Genomic DNA, 15625 nt, shown 5'->3' with positions numbered 1-15625 from the left:
TTTCTTGAAGTTCATAGATTATCCCCGATGGTGAAATGATGAAACAAAAGATTCTTTGATTATCACTTTGCAACTAATGTGCCAATCCGGGGTGTCAGGAACGATCGGCTTTAGTGACCGTAAGTTAGGGCATTAAGAAGGAAACTCCCCTGTCAAAGTGATAGCAGGGGGATCTATTAAGCGGGCAAGTAGCGCACCATCTAAGTGCGAAAGCACCAAAATGGCGCTGAGTTTAGCGCTGTTCCAACTCATCCAGATCGCTATACAGATCGGCAATCTGGTGAATACGTTGCCGCCCTTGCGCCAGCGTCTCATGCAGCAAGGCATTGCTGAGCAGATTGGCCAGACTCATGGCGGCAGAGTAGCTGTCGAAAGCAGAAACGCTGTCGAGTGGCGCCGCCAGATGCCAGTTGGCCAGCGGGATCAATGCCTGCGCCTGCGGTTCACACACCAGCAAAGTCGGCACCTGTTGAACCTGTAACTGCGTCAATAACGCCCGCAACTGGCGGGGCCGACGACGAAATGCCACCACCACCGCCACATCCCGCCGATCAATATCGACCAGTTCCTCCGCCAGCGTCTGGCCGGGCTGCGGCACCAGTAACACCTGCTCACGCACCTGCATCAGTTGTTGACGCAGATGCATCGCCACCGGATAGCTATTGCGAAACCCCATCAGCACCACCCGCCGCGCCTGCACCAAAGCAGCGATCACCGCGTTGAACTGCTCGGCATCAATATGGTTCACCCACTGGGTGAGATTAGCCATTTCCTGCTTGTAGTGGCGTGCCAGCAGGGTATTGCCCTGCACCGCATCACGGTTATCGGTCAGTGGCATACCGCTCTGACGCAGGGTGCGCAATTCATCACGCATAGCGCGGTAGCTCGGGTAACCCAGGCGTTTGAACAAGCGGCTGACGGTGGCTTTGGAGACGCCGCTCAGGCGCGCCAGTTCGGCACTGTTGTAGCTGATCAGGTCATCAAAGTGATCGAAAATAAAATCGGCCACCCGCTGTTCCTGCGGCGTGAGCTGCGGATAGTCCCCGCGCAGGCGTTCATCAATCTGCTTCATTGCTACTCCAGCTGTAACCTTTGTTTCAGCGGAACATACCACGGCCAATCCACCCGCTGGCAAGCGATTATTGCCCTGGCAGAAAACATGGAACGTCTCTTGCTTGTGTTTAAGGCAGACGCTGACCTCAAACAAGGGCCAAGAAATGATTAACAGCAACACCGCGCCATTGGGCATGGCCGTCACGCCACATCACCTCGCCAGTGAAAGTGCACTGGCGGTACTGCGCGCAGGCGGCAACGCGATTGAAGCCATGGTCGCCGCCGCCGCGACCATCGCCGTGGTCTACCCGCACATGAATGGCCTGGGGGGCGACGGATTCTGGCTGATCGTTCCGCCGCAGGGTGATCCGGTGGCGATCGACGCCAGCGGCGCTGCCGGATCGCTGGCCACTCTGGATTTTTACGCTGGTGAAAGTCACATTCCACATCGGGGGCCAAAAGCCGCGCTGACCGTCGCCGGTACCGTCGGTGGCTGGCAGGAAGCACTGGACTACTCCGTTGAATTGGGTGGCGAACAGTTGCCGCTGTCGCGCCTGCTGGCAGATGCGATTCGCTATGCCGCAGACGGCATTCCGGTCACTGCCTCGCAGGAGGCGGCTACCCGCAGCAAATATCATGAGTTGGCAGATCGGGAGCATTTTGCCCGCACCTACCTGCCGCACGGGGAAATCCCTCACGCCGGACAACGTTTCTGTCAGCCGCAGTTAGCGGATACTCTGATCGCTCTGGCCGAACAGGGCCTGGACAACTTCTATCGCGGCCCGCTGGCACAGGGCATGGCAGCGGATATGGCCAAGCTCGGTATGCCGCTCACCGCACAGGATCTGGCAGATTATCGGCCGCGCCGCCGCACCCCGCTGCGGCTGGAGCATCAGAAAGGGGAAATTTTTAACCTGACACCACCGACTCAGGGCCTGGTCTCGCTGGCAATCCTCGGGCTAACCGACCGCCTGCCGCTCGCCAGCCGTAGCGAAGGCGCGGTGGTACACAGCATCGTCGAGGCCACCAAACTGGCCTTCGGCCTGCGCGATCAATTCATCACCGACCCGCGTCAAATGACTCAGGATCCGCAAGAACTACTGACGGCAGAACATCTGGATACCCTGGCCAGGCGCATCGATCCTGAACAAGCCGCCGCCTGGGGTAAAGGCAAAGGGCCAGGCGATACCGTCTGGATGGGCGTGATGGACAGCAGCGGTCTGGCGGTGTCCTTTATCCAGAGTATCTATCACGAATTCGGCAGCGGCGTGGTACTGCCGCAAAGTGGCGTACTGTGGCAAAACCGGGGTGCGTCCTTCAGCCTGGATGCCGCGCACCTGCTGGCACTGGCACCCGGCAAACAACCTTTCCACACGTTGAACCCGGCAGCGGCACGTCTGTATGACGGGCGTACCCTGGTGTACGGCTCCATGGGGGGTGATGGCCAGCCGCAAACCCAGGCGGCGGTATTTGTCCGCCATGTGGTGCAGGGGCTGCCGCTGCAACAGGCGATCAGTGCGCCGCGCTGGCTACTCGGCCGCACCTGGGGCGATAGCTCCGATTCGCTAAAACTGGAGGGACGTTTCAGCCAAGAAACCCTTGCCTACCTGCGTCAACGCGGCCACGACGTGGAACTGTTGCCGGACTTCAGCGAAGCGGTCGGCCACGCCGGTGCCATTGTTCGCCATACTAACGGCATGCTCGAAGGCGCTTTTGATCCACGCAGCAACGGCAGCGCCGCCGGCTTCTAACCGATCTCTCAAAAAGGGGACACCGATGAACCACCCACCTGCCACCGACTGGGCGACCTATATCAGCCAGATGGAAGCCGTGCTGGCCCTGGAGCTGAATGACGTGCGCCGTCAGGAACTGCTGATCCAATTCAACCGCATCGCTGCGATGGCGGAACCGCTGATGGCCCTGCCGCTCGATCAGCGTCTGGAGATTGCCGGGGTATATCGAGCATGAATCCATTAAGCGCACTGTCGATCGCCGAGATCCGCGCAGCCCTGAAACAAGGCGCGATTTCCGCCCGCGAGATCGCCCAGCAAACGCTGGACAATATCGACAGCCAAAATCCTTCGCTGAACGCCTATACCCACGTCACCCGCGAACGTATGTTGAGTGAGGCCGATCTTCTCGATCGCAGCCGTGCCCAGGGGCAAACGCTACCCAGCCTGGCAGCCATTCCTTACGCGGTGAAAAACCTGTTCGACGTCACCGGGGAAACCACCCTGGCCGGTGCCAGCCTGTTCAGCGATAACCCCCCTGCCAAACAAGATGCCTGGGTGGTAAACAAATTGGCGGCGCAAGGCGCGCTGCTCTCTGGCATGCTGAATATGGACGCCTATGCCTACGGTTTTACCACCGAAAATAGCCACTACGGTGCAACGCGCAACCCACACGACACCACACGTATTGCCGGTGGATCCTCTGGCGGATCAGCGGCTGCAGTCGCCGCCGGACTGGTGACATTTTCGCTCGGCAGCGATACCAACGGCTCAATACGCGTGCCCGCCTCGCTGTGCGGCATCTTTGGCCTGAAACCAACCTTTGGCCGCCTTTCGCGCAGCGGCAGCCAGCCGTTTGTCGCCAGTCTGGATCATGTCGGTCCCTTTGCCCGTCGGGTACGCGACCTGGCAGCGGTGTATGACGTGATGCAGGGTACCGACGTCGAAGACCGCTTCCAGGCGGAAAAACCAATCACCCAAACCGAATCACTGCTGCCGCGCGGTCAACAGGGGTTGCGTTGTGCGGTACTGGCCGGTTATTTCCAGCAGTGGTGCAATGACGACGCCAAAGCGGCGGTGCAACAGGTCGCTCAGGCGTTGGAGGCCATCGCCGAAGTCGAACTGCCGCAGGCCGAACTGGCACGCTCGGCGGCGTTCATTCTCACCGCCGCCGAGGGGGGGAACCAGTATCTGCCGCAGTTGCGCAGCCAGCCTGAACGCTTTGAACCGCTGTCACGCGAGCGGCTGTTGGCCGGTGCCATGCTGCCCGCCGCCTGGTATCTGCAGGCGCAACGTTTCCGCTCTCATTTCCAGCAGCAGGTATTGCCGCTGTTTGAACACTGGGACATTCTGATCGCCCCGGCCACGCCGTGCGGCGCAACGGAGATTGGTCAGGAAACCATGCGTATCAACGGCACCGACCTGCCGATCCGCGCCAGCATGGGCATGTTGACACAGCCGATCTCCTTCCTCGGTCTGCCGGTGGTGACGGTGCCGCTGAAAACTGCGGCCGGGCTGCCGATCGGCCTGCAGCTTATCGCGCCGCCGTGGCGTGAGGATCTGGCGCTGCGAGCCGCCTATGCGCTGGAGCAACGCGGCGTGGCCTTCTGTGGTTTAGCGGGAAAACAGGATTAACCTTGAAAAGTGAATATATCGATCGACCGGCGGTATTGGCAGAAGTGAACAGCGCGTTTTATCGCTATGAACAGGCGCTGATTGGCAATGATATTGAAGTTTTGGATGAGCTGTTTTGGCACGATGGGCGCACTGTCCGTTACGGTGCGACGGAAAATTTGTACGGCATCGATCAGATCCGTGACTTCCGCCAGCAGCGCCCCTCGAAAGGGCTGGATCGTCTGCTGGAGAACACCGTCATCACCACCTACGGCGATGATATGGCGGTGGCCAGTACCGAATTCCGCCGCTCGGGCAGCGATAGGCTCGGCCGCCAGATGCAAACCTGGGTCAAACTGCCCTGCGGCTGGCGTATCGTCGCCGCGCATGTGAGTTTGATGGCGGAATAATCGTGGCTGAACGAAATTCGGACAACTCGACTCAACCCGCCGTATAGTAGCCAAAGGTACTATCTGAATTTGATGAAAAAGTTGTCTTTGAACCCGAGATACCCGGGCCTAGCGCACCGAGGGGCGCTCCGGCAGCCAAGGCTGCTACGACCCCTTCGGCACGCTCTCCCTAATAACGGGCTTTGTCAGCCGTCTGAGGTATTATTTTTAGCTAACAGGGAAGACCAATGACGAGTGCAACATTGATTAAAATTGATGAACAACTGAAGCAGCGGGTGCAGCAAATTGCGGCTACACGTCAGCGCAGCGCGCACTGGATAATGCGTGAGGCGATCCGTGAATATGTCGAACGAGAAGAAAAACGCGAAGCGCTGCGCAAAGATGCGTTACAGGCATGGGAAGCCTATCAGGCAAATGGTAGACATCTGTCTCAGGAAGAGACCAATAATTGGCTCGTCGACCTGGAAAGAGGTGACGACGCGGAGATCCCGGTGCGCCACCAAAGTGAAGCCGGCTATTGAAGGATTAGCTCAGCACCAATAGGCCATAAAGTTCACGGTGGAACGATCCAAATCGCGTTCGCCAATCAGGTAACGGCGTAATGCCTTCACCGCTGAAGACTCCGCCGCAACCCAGGCGTAGAAACTTTTCGCCCCTTCCGCCCGTTCCCACAGCAGGTCGCCGCCCAGGCTGTTTTCCGTCAGCGACTGTGCTTGCGTACGCGCCGACTCTGGAATATTTACCCGCTGGCGTACCGACTCCACCAGCAGTGTGCCATGTATTTGCTGGTGCCCAACGTCACGCGGTAACCAATACACCTCGGCAAACGGGAAACGGTCCATATTCAGGCAATCCCCCGCTACCGGTACTTCAAAGAACGCCTGCACTTGCGGTGGATTGGGCCGCTGTGCCAGCTGTTCCAAAATACCTACCGCCGCCGGTACCGCCGTTTCATCAGCAATCAGCAAGGCATGTTGCAGCACGCTCGGCGGTGCCCATTCATAACCGCCGCTGTCACCGTCAAAATCGGCATTGGGTGCCACTGCCTGAAGGACATCCCCCGGTTTGGCCTGGGTCGCCCAGGCGGAAGCCGGGCCGTTGACGCCATGCAGCACAAACTCGACGTCCATCTGATTGTGTTCCGTGCGCAACGCACGCAGCGTATAAGTCCGCATCACCGGGCGTTGCTCTTTCGGGATCGCCATATAGTGGCGGTACCAGTCGTCGCTGTTTTCCAACAGTGGCTGCTGGCCATTCTCGGCCGGGAACAACAGTTTGATGCGCTGATCCGGCGCCTCTAACTTCATGCGATGGACGTCCGGTCCTTCGAATACGCAGCGCAGCAAGGAAGGCGATACGTTTTCTTTTACTTTCAGTGTGATATCAAAAATTCTGTAGCTTGATGCGCCGGACATAACAGTTACTCTCCCGCAGAATTTACCTGGATACGGTGCTGGCACCACAACCAGCCGCTGATACCGCCCAGCAGAACCGCCATCATCAGAGCCGCCGCGATCAGCTGCGACTCACCATAAAACCTGGCCACCACCGGCACCATCAGCGCACTCAGGCCGTAACCCAGCGTGTGGCTGGTGGCGATAGCTCCCGATCCTTTGCCGGTTGATAATTTATCGTTCAACATCAGTTGATAGCCAGGTGTCGCCATGGCCGCGCCAAAGGAGGCCAGCGCACAACCTGCATAGAACAAGGCCAGCGGCTGAGCACACATCAGGCCCAGGCCGACGACCATCAACACCGCCGCAATCAGCAGCAATTGTGGCGCGCTAAAGCGCTGTGGCCGCACCACCAGGAACTGTGCCAACAACGTACAGGCCGCCGCCACACTCAGCAACACCGCCACATGATGGCTGACGCCAGTGGCCGAGTGGCTGAACAAATGGGTCAAATGCGGTGCCAATCCCAGTTGCATCAGGCTGACCGAAGCCGCCAACAGCACCGCGCACAGCAGGTAAGGCACCATATTCAGACGCAGACGATTCTGCTGATGGGCCACCGGCGGTAAAGGCGGATCCTTTTGTTGGCGGCATATCACCAACAAGGCGATTAAAGGCGCAATCGCCATCAGCCACAGCGGCGCCATCGGATGAATCGACAACGCCAATGCCGCACACAGCGGGCCAAGCAGCCGCCCGCAGCTCAACCCGGAGCTGATGGTCGCCAGCGCCGACATCCGTTGTTCGTAACCGGCACGCTGCAAAGCCCAGGTCTGGCTGGCCGGTACCATGCCGGAGACCGTCAAACCATAAATAATCCGCGCCACGATCAGGCCGCCCAGCCCCAGCATCGGCGAAAGCCAGCCGGCCGCCAGCCCCCAAACCGCCAATGCCAGTAAAGCAAAACTGAACAAATACCCTGTTAAGGCCAGGGTTATTACAAACTTGCAGCCGCGAATTTCAGACTGTCTGCCCCACCAGGGAGAGCCAACCAGAAACAGCATTGAGCCGAGCGTTAGTAGCCCGGCCCAGACGGAAAGCGACAGATGAGTCATGCTGACCAACACCGGTAACGCCACCAGCAGGCCGTTTTGCCCGATGCCCAACAACCCGGCGCAAAGTGCCAGCGGCCAGTTGGAAGGAGACGTATTCCCAATTGTCGGTGATTTTGGGGGAGAAGAAATATGCATCAAACGTAAATTTACCGTTAATAATATTATAAGGTTATGTTCAATTCATTGAAAAATTGTATCATAGGACGATTGATAACAATAAATATTATTGATATAAGAATCATTCTCAATTGATTCAACAGTGAAATGGGATCATGACAATCCAGTTTGAAACCGCGACGACCGACGTGGCTGCACAATGTTTTCTCAACGCATTGATGCGTGAAACCCGGGACTGGCAAATCATTCCGCCAGCCAACGACCAACAGCATCCGCAGCTCCACATTCCACTTTCGCCTTCTCAGGCTATTCGCATCGCTTTACGCCATATCTCTCCCACACAGCATCACCAATATCGGTTCCCCGCCTACCTGCATCAGCAGGATGACGGTGCCGGCGTTGCGCTGAGCGTGGAACAGCTTATCTCCTTGATATTGGAAAAACCGGCGGTGAGAGGCGAACTGTCGGATGACGTGGTCGCTCGTTTTCGTCAGCGTGTGCTGGAGAGTCATGGTAATACCCAACAGGCGATCGATATCCGTCTGGACTGGCCTGCGCTGCGCGACAAGCCGCTGAACTTCGCCCAGGCGGAACAGGGCCTGCTGGTCGGTCACGCCTTCCACCCGGCACCGAAGTCTCATGAGCCGTTCAACCAACAGCAGGCACGCCGTTATCTGCCGGACTTTGGCGCCAGCTTCCCGCTGCGTTGGTTCGCCGTGGATAAACGCCAACTGTGCGGTGACAGCCTGAACCTGACGCTGCAGCAACGCCTGCAACGTTTTGCCGCCGAAAGCGCCCCGCAGCTGCTGGCCCATTTTAGCGATGACGTCTGGCTGCTGCCGATGCATCCCTGGCAGGCCGACCATTTGCTGACCCAGAGTTGGTGTCAGGATCTGGTGGCCCAGGGGCTGCTGCACGATCTGGGCGAAGCCGGCGAACGCTGGCTGCCAACCAGCTCTTCGCGCTCGCTGTACAGCGCCAGCAACCGCGACATGATCAAGTTTTCCCTCAGCGTGCGTCTGACCAACTCGGTACGCACCCTGTCAGTAAAAGAAGTGAAGCGCGGCATCCGCCTGGCACGTCTGGCGCAAACATCACGCTGGCAGCAGTTGCAGGCGCGCTATCCGACCTTCCGCGTAATGCAGGAAGACGGCTGGGCCGGTCTGCGTTCGGCGGACGGCACCATCCAGGAAGAAAGCCTGATGGCGCTGCGCGATAACCTGCTGTTCGACCAGCCACAAAGCCAGACCAACGTGTTGGTGACGCTGACCCAGGCCGCGCCGGATGGCGGCGACAGCCTGCTGGCTGCAGCGGTACGCCGTTTGGCCAGCCGTCTGAATCTGCCATTGCAACAGGCCGCCCATATCTGGCTGGACGCTTACTGCCAACAGGTTTTGCTGCCGTTATTCAGCACCGAAGCCGATTACGGCCTGGTGTTGCTGGCTCACCAGCAAAACATTTTGGTTGAGATGCAGCAGGATTTGCCGATCGGCATGCTGTACCGCGACTGTCAGGGCAGCGGCTTTACCCGTGATGCCGGCCCCTGGCTGGAAGAAATTGGCGAAGCCGATGCGGAAAACCGCTTCAGCGAACAGCAACTGCTGCGCTACTTCCCTTACTACCTGCTGGTGAACTCCAGCCTGGCGGTAACCGCCGCGCTGGCCGCGGCCGGTTTCGACAGTGAAGAACAGCTGATGGCCCGGGTTCGCGACGCACTGAGCGGCCTGCGAGCCAGCGCCAAAAACACCCTGTGCCTGGACTACGTGCTCGACAACAGCCACTGGAATTGCAAAGGCAACTTCTTCTGTTACCTGCACGACCATAACGAAAACACCATTGTCGATCCGGCGGTGATTTACTTCGACTTCGTTAACCCGCTGCGCCAGGGGGCTGCCCAATGATGCCACACGCCAAACTGATGCATGCCGGCGACGGTTTTCGCTGTGAGCAGCTGGAACAGGAGTTGCAGTTGGGTTTCGGTCTCGATGGCAGCGCCGTGCTGCACTATCCGGGCCCGTTGCCGCAGGGCTGGCTGGTAGTGGCGCTGGACCAGTTATTGGTAGCGGCACCGCAGCTCAGCGGTGTCACCTTGCCCTATGCGCAATGGCGTGAAGAACCGCAGGCGCAGGCACTGTTCGCCCTGGCCAGCAGTGACTATCTGGCGCGCGAAACCTTTTATCAATTACCGCTGTGGCTGATTGCTGAACGCAACCGTGCCTCTGGCCAGATGCAGTATGACGCCGAACGCAGCCTGTGGTTTCCACAGCGCCCGGTACGGCCCAGCGGTGAGGTCTATCGCCGTTACGATCCGCAATTGAAGAAGACCCTGAGCTTCCGCCTGCCGGAAGTGGAACACGATGCCGAACAATTCACCCGCTGGATGAACTCGCCGCGTGTCGATGCCTTCTGGGAAATGAGCGGCCCGCTCGAAACCCAGGCCACCTACCTGCAGCGTCAACTGGACTCCAGCTACTGCTACCCGCTGCTGGGTTGCTTTGACGATCGCCCGTTCGGTTATTTCGAAGTTTATTGGGCGCCGGAGGATCGTATTGGCCGTCACTACCGTTGGCAGCCATTCGATCGCGGGCTGCATATGCTGGTCGGTGAGGAAGACTGCCGCGGCGCACAGTACATCCGCAGTTGGCTACGCGGCCTGACGCATTATTTGTATCTGGATGAGCCACGCACCACGCGAGTGGTCGCCGAGCCGCGTGCTGACAACCAGCGGCTGTTCCGCCACCTGCCTGCCGCCGGCTATCACACCCTTAAAGAGTTTGATTTCCCACATAAACGTTCGCGTTTGATAATGAATCAGCGTGATGAATTCTTCCGGGAGGCTTGCGTATGATGACCCCTGATTACGCCGACTGGCAGCGCGTTAACCGCCAGATGATCGCCAAGATCCTCGCCGAACTGGAATACGAACGCACGCTGCAGGCCGAACAACAGGATGGGCAATGGCGCATTGCGCTGGGCGATGCCCACTACCGCTTCAGCGCCGAACGCGGTATCTGGGGTTGGCTGCACATCGATCCGACTACGCTGGTCTGCGATCAATCGCCGTTAGCCGCCGACCAAACGCTGCGCCAACTGGCACAGGTGTTGAAGATGGACGATGCACAGGTCGCCGAACATCTGGAAGACCTGTACGCCACGCTGCGCGGCGATATGCAGTTGCTGTCTGCCCGCCACGGCATGAGCGCACAGGATCTGATCGCGCTGGACGCCGATACGCTGCAATGTCTGCTGGCAGGACATCCCAAGTTTATCTTTAACAAAGGCCGTCGCGGTTGGGGGCTGACCGCGCTGCAGCAGTATGCGCCGGAATACCAGGGCCAGTTCCGGCTGCACTGGGTGGCAGCCAAACGTGGCAGCTTCGTCTGGTGTGCTGATGAAGCCTATCCGCTGGCCAATCTGCTGGATAGCGCCATGGATAGCTCCGAACGTCAGCGCTTTGACCGCCGCTGGCGCGAGCTGAAACTGACCCAAGACTGGATCCCGGTGCCGCTGCACCCGTGGCAGTGGCAGCAAAAAATCGCCCTGCACTTCCTGCCGCAGCTGGCCGAAGGGGAACTGGTGGAGCTGGGTGAGTTCGGCGACAGCTATCTGGCCCAGCAATCGTTGCGCACCCTGACCAACATCAGCCGCCGCTCCGCGTTCGACATCAAGCTGCCGCTGACCATTTACAACACCTCGTGTTATCGCGGCATTCCTGGCAAATATATCAGCGCCGGACCGGCCGCTTCCCGCTGGCTACAACAGATTTTTGCCGAAGACAGCACGCTGCGTACCAGCGGCGCCGAGATCCTTGGCGAACCGGCGGCAGGTTACATGACTCATCCAACCTACGCTTCGCTGGCCAAGGCGCCCTACCGCTATCAGGAAATGCTGGGGGTGATCTGGCGCGAGAACCCTTCTTGTTATCTGCAGGAAGGCGAACAGGCCATTTTGATGGCGACGCTGATGGAAACCGACAACCTCGGCCAACCGTTGATCGCCGCCTATATTGCCAATTCCGCTCTCGACGCCGAAGCCTGGCTGCAACAGATGTTCCGCGTGGTGGTGCTGCCGATGTACCACCTGATGTGCCGCTACGGCGTGGCGCTGATCGCCCACGGGCAGAACATCACGCTGGTGATGAAAGACCAGGTGCCGCAGCGCGTGCTGTTGAAAGACTTCCAGGGGGATATGCGCCTGGTGGATCAGGACTTCCCCGAAGCGGCTTCGCTGCCGAAAGTGGTGAAAGACGTCACTGTGCGTCTGTCCGCCGACTATCTGATCCATGATTTGCAAACCGGGCATTTCGTCACCGTGCTGCGTTTTATCTCACCGTTGATGCAAGCCTGCGGGGTCAGTGAACCGCGTTTCTATCAACTGCTGGCGCAGGTGCTGGAAAGCTATATGGCACAGCACCCGGAGATGGCGGAACGTTTTGCCCTGTTTGATTTGTTTAAACCGCAAATCATTCGCGTGGTGCTCAACCCGGTGAAACTCACTTACTCGGAGCAGGATGGCGGCAGCCGTATGTTGCCAAACTATCTGCAGGATCTGGATAACCCTCTTTACCTGGTCACCAAGGAGTTTGCCCAATGAATCAGCCCCTGGATTTCATCGGCATTGGCGTAGGCCCGTTCAACCTCAGCATTGCCGCACTGGGCAGTGAAGTTGCCGGTTTTAACATGAAGTTTCTCGAGCGCAAACCGCACTTTTCCTGGCACCCCGGCATGATGGTGCCGGACTGCCATATGCAGACCAGTTTCCTGAAGGATCTGGTCAGCGCGGTATCGCCGACCAATCCCTACAGCTTTATTAACTATCTGGTGAAACGGAAGAAATTTTACCGTTTCCTGACCACCGAACTGCGCACGGTATCGCGTGAAGAGTTCGCCGACTACCTCGACTGGGCCGCCAATGGCCTGAAATCGCTCGAGTTCAGCCAGGGAATTGAAAGCGTGGATTTTGACGACCAGCAGCGCCAATTTGTCGTCACCACCCCGCGAGCCACCTACCGGGCACGCCATGTCTGTCTGGGTATCGGCAAACGCATCAAGCTGCCGGACTGCGTCACCGAACAGAACGACCGCTGCTTCCACGCCAGTGAGATGACGCTGCGCAACCCGGATCTGACCGGCAAGCGCGTCACCATCGTCGGCGGCGGCCAGAGCGGTGCCGATCTGTTCCTGAACATCTTCCGCACCGAATGGGGCCAGCCGGCGCAGTTGAACTGGATCTCACGTCGCAACAACTATAACGCGCTGGACGAAGCCGCCTTCGCCAACGAGTACTTCACGCCGGACTACGTCGACAGCTTCTATGGCCTGAACGACAGCGCCAAGCAGCGCATGCTGACCGAGCAGAAGATGACTTCCGACGGCATCACCAGCGACTCGCTGCTGGCTATCTACCGCGCGATGTATCACCAGTTTGAAGTGCTGCGTGAAAAACCCTGGGCGCACTTGCTGCCAAGCCGCTCGCTGGCGGCGATCCAGGCCGCAGGCAACGGCTGGCAGTTGGTGACTCATCACCATCTCGATCAGGGTAAGGAAACTTTCGATGCCGACGTGGTGATCTTCGCTACCGGCTATCAGCAGGATCGCCCGGCTTTCCTCGAGCCGCTGGCGGATCGTCTGTTGACCACGGCCGATGACCAGTATCGCGTGGCCCCCGACTTCACCCTCGAATGGGAAGGCCCCAAGGAAAACTGCCTGTTTGCGGTTAACGCCGGCATGCACAGTCACGGCATCGCCGAACCCCAGCTCAGCCTGATGGCCTGGCGATCGGCTCGTATTCTCAACCGGGCTTTAGGACGCGACCAGTTCGATTTAACGTCCACCCCGGCGGTGATCCAATGGCGCAGTCGGCAGCCGGGCACCCCAGCCCGTCCCGATCACGCCATGCTCAATTACACCGAGTTTTAACTACACACCAATGATGGGAACCACTGGAAAATAATGATGAAGCGCAAACACCTCTGGGTATTAAATCCTTGTCTGCTGGCGATGATCGCACCCGCAGCAGCCTGGGCAGAAGAACAAAAAAGCGAAGAGCAAATGGTGGTTTCCGCCAGCCGCTCGCACCGTTCCGTGGCAGAAATGGCGCAGACCACCTGGGTGATTGAAAGCCAGGAAATTGAGCAACAGGTACAGGGTGGCAAAGAGATCAAGGACATGCTGGCGCAGTTGATCCCAGGGATGGACGTCAGCGGTCAGGGCCGTACCAACTACGGCATGAACCTGCGCGGCCGTTCGATGATGGTGATGATCGACGGCGTGCGTTTGAACTCTTCACGCAGCGACAGCCGCCAGTTGGACTCGATCGACCCGTTTAACATCGACCACATTGAAGTGATCTCCGGTGCCACCTCGCTGTACGGCGGCGGCAGCACCGGCGGTTTGATCAACATCGTCACCAAAAAGGGCCAGAAAGAGCAGCAGGTTGAGCTACAGGTCGGCGGCAAAACCGGCTTTGGCGGTCATAACGACCACGATGAGAACGTGGCGGCGGCGGTCAGCGGTGGCAACGACAATGCCTCGGGCCGCTTGTCGGTCTCTTACCAGCGTTACGGCGGCTGGTACGATGGCAAAGGCAATGAAGTCCTGATCGACAATACCCAGACCGGCCTGCAGTATTCCGATCGTCTCGACGTGATGGGTACCGGCACCATTAATATTGACGATCACCAGCAGTTGCAGCTGACCACCCAGTATTACAAAAGCCAGTCCGATGGTGACCACGGCCTGTATCTGGGGGAGAATTTCGCGGCCGTGACCGGCAGCGCCAAGGCGTACAACAGCGGTGACCTGAATTCGGATCGTATTCCAGGCACTGAACGCCACCTGATTAACCTGCAATACTCCAACACCGATTTCCTCGGGCAGGATCTGGTCGCTCAGGTTTATTATCGCGATGAGTCGCTGACCTTCTATCCGTTCCCGACGCTGGCGGGCAAAGCGCCGGACTACTATGTCAGCAGCATCGGTGCCTCACAGCAGAAAACCGATTTTTACGGCGGCAAGCTGACGCTGAACAGTAAACCGATCGACGCCCTGACGCTGACCTACGGCATCGACGCCGAGCATGAAAGCTTTAACTCCAATCAGCAGTTCTTCAATCTGTCGAAGGCGCAGCAATCCGGCGGTATGACGCTGGAAAATGCCTATAACACCGGCCGCTATCCGGGTTATACCACCAGCAATCTGGCCACCTTTATGCAGGCCAGTTACGACATCAACCCGATCTTTACCCTGAGCGGCGGTGTGCGTTATCAGTACACCGAAAACAAGATTGATGACTTTGTCGGCTATAACCAACAGCAGGCCATCGCTACCGGCGGTGCAACCTCAGCGGATGCGATCCCAGGCGGGAAAACCGACTACAACAACGCCCTGTTCAACGCCGGCCTGCTGGCGCACCTGACCGAACGTCAACAGACCTGGGTCAACTTCTCACAGGGCTACGAAATTCCGGATCCGGGCAAATATTACGGCAACGGCACTTATTCGCTGAACAACGGCCACTATCAGCTGAACAAAAGCGTCAACGTCGGCGACTCCAAGCTGGAAGGCATCAAGGTTAACTCCTATGAGCTCGGCTGGCGCTATACCGGCGACAACCTGCGCACGCAGATCGCCGGCTATTATTCTCTGTCCGATAAGAGTATTTCGATCAACAAAACCGACATGACCATTAACGTCAATTCGGATAAACGTCGTATCTACGGGGTGGAAGGCGCGGTCGATTACTTCTTCGAAGACAGTGACTGGAGTGCGGGCACCAACTTCAATTTCATTCGCTCCGAGACCAAGGTCAACGGCGAGTGGAAAAAGTTGCTGGTGGACACCGCCAGCCCGTCGAAAGTCACCGCCTATGTTGGCTGGGCACCGGGCGACTGGAACCTGCGCCTGCAGTCACAGCAGAGCTTCGACGTGTCGGATGACGGCGACTACACCAAGGCCGGCTCCACTCAGGGCCGCAAAATTGATGGCTACAACACCATCGATTTCCTCGGCAGTTACGCCCTGCCGGTGGGTAAAGTCAGCTTAAGCGTGGAGAACCTGCTGGACAAGGAATACACCACCGTCTGGGGCCAGCGCGCACCGATCCTTTATAGCCCAACTTACGGCTCGCCAGAGCTTTACAGCTATAAAGGCCGCGGCCGCACCTTTGGCCTGAACTACTCCGTCCTGTTCTGA

Annotated in this window: 13 protein-coding genes; 10 read left to right on the top strand and 3 right to left on the bottom strand. The window is 58.4% G+C overall.

Translation table 11 applies throughout. The features are described 5' to 3' along the window. Positions 1-232: 232 nt before the first annotated feature. Complete coding sequence (locus tag QOT07_RS04400; protein ID WP_099064943.1) at positions 233-1072, bottom strand: MurR/RpiR family transcriptional regulator; 840 nt, start codon at positions 1070-1072, stop codon at positions 233-235. A gap of 145 nt (positions 1073-1217) precedes the next feature. Here QOT07_RS04400 and QOT07_RS04395 point away from each other — a divergent pair, with 145 nt between their 5' ends. The 5 genes from QOT07_RS04395 to QOT07_RS04375 all read left to right on the top strand — a co-directional run bounded on the left by QOT07_RS04395 (position 1218) and on the right by QOT07_RS04375 (position 5328). Then, a complete protein-coding gene (locus tag QOT07_RS04395) occupies positions 1218-2804 on the top strand; it encodes a gamma-glutamyltransferase family protein (RefSeq protein ID WP_283602619.1) in 1587 nt (528 codons plus the stop codon). A 25-nt stretch (positions 2805-2829) separates the two neighbouring features. Beyond that, positions 2830-3021: an oxalurate catabolism protein HpxX gene (hpxX, locus tag QOT07_RS04390; protein WP_099064945.1), complete on the top strand. Its 192-nt coding sequence runs from the start codon at positions 2830-2832 to the stop codon at positions 3019-3021. Next, positions 3018-4418 carry an AtzE family amidohydrolase gene (locus QOT07_RS04385; RefSeq protein ID WP_261415268.1) on the top strand — a complete coding sequence of 467 codons (1401 nt, stop codon included), beginning with the start codon at positions 3018-3020 and terminating at the stop codon, positions 4416-4418. The genes hpxX and QOT07_RS04385 overlap by 4 nt, the downstream gene beginning before the upstream one ends. A 2-nt stretch (positions 4419-4420) precedes the next feature. Next, positions 4421-4807, top strand: a complete 387-nt coding sequence (gene hpxZ / locus QOT07_RS04380) for an oxalurate catabolism protein HpxZ (RefSeq protein ID WP_261415267.1) — start codon at positions 4421-4423, stop codon at positions 4805-4807. 227 nt (positions 4808-5034) lie between these two features. After that, positions 5035-5328, top strand: a complete 294-nt coding sequence (locus QOT07_RS04375; RefSeq protein WP_261283689.1) for a CopG family ribbon-helix-helix protein — start codon at positions 5035-5037, stop codon at positions 5326-5328. A 9-nt stretch (positions 5329-5337) separates the two neighbouring features. On the opposite strand, the gene QOT07_RS04370 is transcribed toward QOT07_RS04375, so the two are convergent. Beyond that, on the bottom strand, positions 5338-6222 hold the full coding sequence (locus tag QOT07_RS04370; protein WP_207976415.1) for a siderophore-interacting protein: 885 nt from the start codon (positions 6220-6222) through the stop codon (positions 5338-5340). 5 nt (positions 6223-6227) lie between these two features. Next, positions 6228-7451, bottom strand: a complete 1224-nt coding sequence (locus QOT07_RS04365; protein ID WP_283602618.1) for an MFS transporter — start codon at positions 7449-7451, stop codon at positions 6228-6230. 137 nt (positions 7452-7588) lie between these two features. On the opposite strand from QOT07_RS04365, the gene QOT07_RS04360 reads away from it, so the two are divergent. The 5 genes from QOT07_RS04360 to QOT07_RS04340 are packed head-to-tail and all read left to right on the top strand — an operon-like array spanning position 7589 to position 15625. Continuing rightward, the gene (locus tag QOT07_RS04360; protein ID WP_283602617.1) at positions 7589-9334 is read left to right on the top strand and encodes an IucA/IucC family protein; all 1746 of its coding nucleotides are present in this window, start codon (positions 7589-7591) and stop codon (positions 9332-9334) included. Further along, positions 9331-10281, top strand: a complete 951-nt coding sequence (locus QOT07_RS04355) for a GNAT family N-acetyltransferase (RefSeq protein ID WP_283602616.1) — start codon at positions 9331-9333, stop codon at positions 10279-10281. Before QOT07_RS04360 ends, QOT07_RS04355 begins: the two co-directional genes overlap by 4 nt. After that, positions 10278-12026: an aerobactin synthase IucC gene (iucC, locus tag QOT07_RS04350; RefSeq protein WP_283602615.1), complete on the top strand. Its 1749-nt coding sequence runs from the start codon at positions 10278-10280 to the stop codon at positions 12024-12026. The genes QOT07_RS04355 and iucC overlap by 4 nt, the downstream gene beginning before the upstream one ends. Then, on the top strand, positions 12023-13351 hold the full coding sequence (locus QOT07_RS04345; protein WP_283602614.1) for a lysine N(6)-hydroxylase/L-ornithine N(5)-oxygenase family protein: 1329 nt from the start codon (positions 12023-12025) through the stop codon (positions 13349-13351). Before iucC ends, QOT07_RS04345 begins: the two co-directional genes overlap by 4 nt. Before the next feature lie 36 nt (positions 13352-13387). Further along, positions 13388-15625, top strand: coding sequence for a TonB-dependent siderophore receptor (locus tag QOT07_RS04340; RefSeq protein ID WP_283604295.1), 2238 nt, complete (start codon positions 13388-13390; stop codon positions 15623-15625).

It is taken from the genome of Serratia proteamaculans (assembly GCF_949794035.1).
In the GTDB taxonomy this organism is placed as follows: domain Bacteria; phylum Pseudomonadota; class Gammaproteobacteria; order Enterobacterales; family Enterobacteriaceae; genus Serratia; species Serratia proteamaculans.
The sequence above is the reverse complement of the archived record's forward strand: the minus strand, read 5'-3'. Positions and strand labels throughout refer to the sequence as shown.

Excerpts from the sequence above, each read along its gene's own strand:
- iucC (WP_283602615.1), top strand. The coding sequence starts at position 10,278 with ATGATGACCCCTGATTACGCCGACTGGCAGCGCGTTAACCGCCAGATG.
- QOT07_RS04365 (WP_283602618.1), bottom strand. The coding sequence starts at position 7,451 with ATGCATATTTCTTCTCCCCCAAAATCACCGACAATTGGGAATACGTCT.
- QOT07_RS04360 (WP_283602617.1), top strand. The coding sequence starts at position 7,589 with ATGACAATCCAGTTTGAAACCGCGACGACCGACGTGGCTGCACAATGT.
- QOT07_RS04385 (WP_261415268.1), top strand. The coding sequence starts at position 3,018 with ATGAATCCATTAAGCGCACTGTCGATCGCCGAGATCCGCGCAGCCCTG.
- QOT07_RS04370 (WP_207976415.1), bottom strand. The coding sequence starts at position 6,222 with ATGTCCGGCGCATCAAGCTACAGAATTTTTGATATCACACTGAAAGTA.
- QOT07_RS04355 (WP_283602616.1), top strand. The coding sequence starts at position 9,331 with ATGATGCCACACGCCAAACTGATGCATGCCGGCGACGGTTTTCGCTGT.
- QOT07_RS04400 (WP_099064943.1), bottom strand. The coding sequence starts at position 1,072 with ATGAAGCAGATTGATGAACGCCTGCGCGGGGACTATCCGCAGCTCACG.
- QOT07_RS04375 (WP_261283689.1), top strand. The coding sequence starts at position 5,035 with ATGACGAGTGCAACATTGATTAAAATTGATGAACAACTGAAGCAGCGG.
- QOT07_RS04395 (WP_283602619.1), top strand. The coding sequence starts at position 1,218 with ATGATTAACAGCAACACCGCGCCATTGGGCATGGCCGTCACGCCACAT.
- QOT07_RS04340 (WP_283604295.1), top strand. The coding sequence starts at position 13,388 with ATGAAGCGCAAACACCTCTGGGTATTAAATCCTTGTCTGCTGGCGATG.
- QOT07_RS04345 (WP_283602614.1), top strand. The coding sequence starts at position 12,023 with ATGAATCAGCCCCTGGATTTCATCGGCATTGGCGTAGGCCCGTTCAAC.
- hpxX (WP_099064945.1), top strand. The coding sequence starts at position 2,830 with ATGAACCACCCACCTGCCACCGACTGGGCGACCTATATCAGCCAGATG.